This window comes from Leucobacter sp. M11, assembly GCF_035726885.1.
Classification (GTDB): domain Bacteria; phylum Actinomycetota; class Actinomycetes; order Actinomycetales; family Microbacteriaceae; genus JAPFRB01.
In genome coordinates this window covers 39,519-42,117 of the sequence record NZ_JAPFRB010000002.1, presented here as the reverse complement: position 1 = coordinate 42,117, position 2,599 = coordinate 39,519, and the positions used below count along the sequence as shown (strand labels likewise).

The window sequence follows — 2,599 nt, the reverse complement described above, 5'->3', positions numbered from 1 at the left end:
GGTCGATCCCGAGCGCCTCGACAGCGTCGCGCCCGGTCAGCCGCTCAGCGTCGATATCCGCGGCCGCCGCCACGACTTCATCATCACCGAACTGCCCTTCACCTCACGAAAGAAGCACACCTCATGAGCGTCCCCACCTCCGCCCAGTACACCGCAGACCACGAGTGGATCACCGTCGACGGCGACGTCGCCACGGTCGGGATCACCGAGTACGCCGCCGAGCAGCTCGGCGACATCGTCTTCGTCGAGCTTCCCGAGGCCGGCACCGAGATCACCGCGGGAGCCGTCGTCGGCGAGATCGAGTCCACGAAGTCTGTCGGCGAGCTGATCGCCCCCTTCAACGGCACCGTAGTCGAGGCAAACGCCGCCGTGGTCGACGCCCCCGAGTCCGTGAACGCGGACCCCTTCGGCGCTGCCTGGCTGATCAAGGTGCGCTTCGAGGCCCTCCCGGGCGACCTGCTCGACGCGGCCGCCTACGACGCCCTCGTCGCCGAGTAAGGGGCGTCATGCTGCACGATTTCGCCGACCGGCATATCGGCCCCGACGCCGCCGCCGAGCGCGCCATGCTCGCCGAACTCGGCTATGACTCGCTCGCTGAGCTGGTGCACGCCGCCATCCCCGAGGACATCCGCGTGGATCGCTTCCGCGAACCGCGCACCTCGGTCCTGCCCGCCCCGGCCAGCGAGGCCGAGGCGCTGGCCGAGCTGCGCGCGCTCGCGGGGCGGAACACCGTGCGCCGCCCCATGATCGGGCTCGGCTACTACGGCACCCACACCCCGACCGTGATCTCCCGCAACGTTCTGGAAAACCCGAGCTGGTACACGGCCTACACGCCCTACCAGCCCGAGATCTCCCAGGGCCGCCTCGAAGCGCTCATCAACTTCCAGACGATGGTGACGGACCTCACAGGCATGCAGACGGCGAACGCCTCCATGCTCGACGAGAGCACCGCCGTCGTCGAGGCAATGCTGCTCGCGCGCCGGGCCTCGAAGCTCAGCACGTCCGTGTTCCTGCTCGACGCGGACACCCTGCCCCAGACGCGCGCGCTGATCCTGCACCGGGCCGAGCCGCTCGGCATCGAGGTCGTCGAGACGGACTTCACGGGCGAGCTGCCGGAAGCCTTCGGCGCAATGATCCAGTACCCCGGCGCCTCAGGCCGGGTCTGGGACCCGAGCGCCGTGGTCGCCGGGATCACCGGCTCCGGAGGCATCGCCGTCGTGGCCGCCGACCTGCTTGCCCTCGCCCTGCTGCAGAGCCCGGGCGAGCTTGGTGCGGACGTGGTCGTTGGCACCTCCCAGCGGTTCGGGGTCCCCCTCGGCTTTGGCGGGCCGCACGCGGGCTACCTGGCCGTCCGGACGGGCCTGGAGCGCCAGATGCCGGGCCGTCTCGTCGGCGTGAGCGTCGACGCGGACGGCTACCCGGCCTACCGGCTCAGCCTGCAGGCCCGCGAGCAGCACATCCGCCGCGAGAAGGCCACCTCGAACATCTGCACCGCGCAGGTGCTGCTCGCCGTGATGGCCGCGATGTACGCGGTCTATCACGGCCCCGCGGGGATCCGCGCGATCGCCGAGGGCGTGCACGCGCGCACCGCCCGAGCTGCCGAAGCGCTCCGGGGCGCGGGGCACACGATCCGGCACGCGGAGTTTTTCGACACCCTCGTCGTTGACGCCGTGGACGCGGACGCGGTGCTCGCCGCCGCCCGCGCCGAGAACCTCTCGCTCTGGCGGCTCGCGGACGACGCGGTGCAGTTCTCGCTCGACGAGACGACGACCGAGGCCGATCTGTCGGCCCTGCTCGGTGCCTTCGGCGTGACGGGGGAGGCCCCCGCCGAGGCGGAGCGGGCGCTGCCCGCTGGGTTGGCCCGCACCTCCGCGTATCTGACGCACGAGGTCTTCACGAGCCACCACTCCGAGACATCGATGATGCGCTACCTGAAGCGCCTCGCGGACAAGGACTACGCCCTCGACCGCGGCATGATCCCGCTCGGCTCCTGCACGATGAAGCTGAACGCGGCGACCGAGATGCAGGCCGTCACCTGGCCCGAATTCTCGGGGCTGCATCCCTTTGCCCCGGAGCCCGAGGTGGCGGGGAGCCTGGAGCTCATTCGTCAGCTGGAGACCTGGCTGGTGGACGTGACGGGGTACGACACGATCTCGCTGCAGCCGAACGCGGGCAGCCAGGGCGAGCTCGCCGGGCTCCTCGCGATCCGCGGCTACCACCTCGCCAACGGGGACACCCAGCGCGAGGTCTGCCTGATTCCGTCGAGCGCGCACGGCACGAACGCGGCCTCGGCGGTGCTCGCCGGGATGCGTGTCGTCGTCGTCGCCTGCGACGAGCAGGGCAACGTCGACCTGGGCGATCTGCGCGCGAAGATCGCGGCGCACGCCGAGGCACTCTCCGCGCTCATGATCACCTACCCGTCCACGCACGGCGTGTACGAGCAGGAGGTCACCGAGATCTGCCGCGTCGTGCACGAGGCCGGTGGCCAGGTGTACGTGGACGGCGCGAACCTGAACGCGCTCGTCGGCTACTCCCGGCCCGGCGACTTCGGCGGCGACGTCTCGCACCTGAACCTGCACAAGACCTTCTGTATCCCGCA

Annotated in this window: 3 protein-coding genes; all 3 read left to right on the top strand. The window is 70.6% G+C overall.

Features of this window, described 5'->3' with window-relative positions:
* Positions 1 to 127, top strand: a 127-nt coding sequence (locus OOT08_RS04295; protein ID WP_325092104.1) for a hypothetical protein, incomplete at its 5' end; no start/stop codon positions are given.
* Positions 124 to 498, top strand: coding sequence for a glycine cleavage system protein GcvH (gcvH, locus tag OOT08_RS04290; protein ID WP_325091333.1), 375 nt, complete (start codon positions 124 to 126; stop codon positions 496 to 498). The genes OOT08_RS04295 and gcvH, both read left to right, overlap by 4 nt.
* A gap of 8 nt (positions 499 to 506) precedes the next feature.
* Positions 507 to 2,599, top strand: a 2,093-nt coding sequence (gene gcvP, locus OOT08_RS04285; RefSeq protein WP_325091332.1) for an aminomethyl-transferring glycine dehydrogenase, incomplete at its 3' end; no start/stop codon positions are given.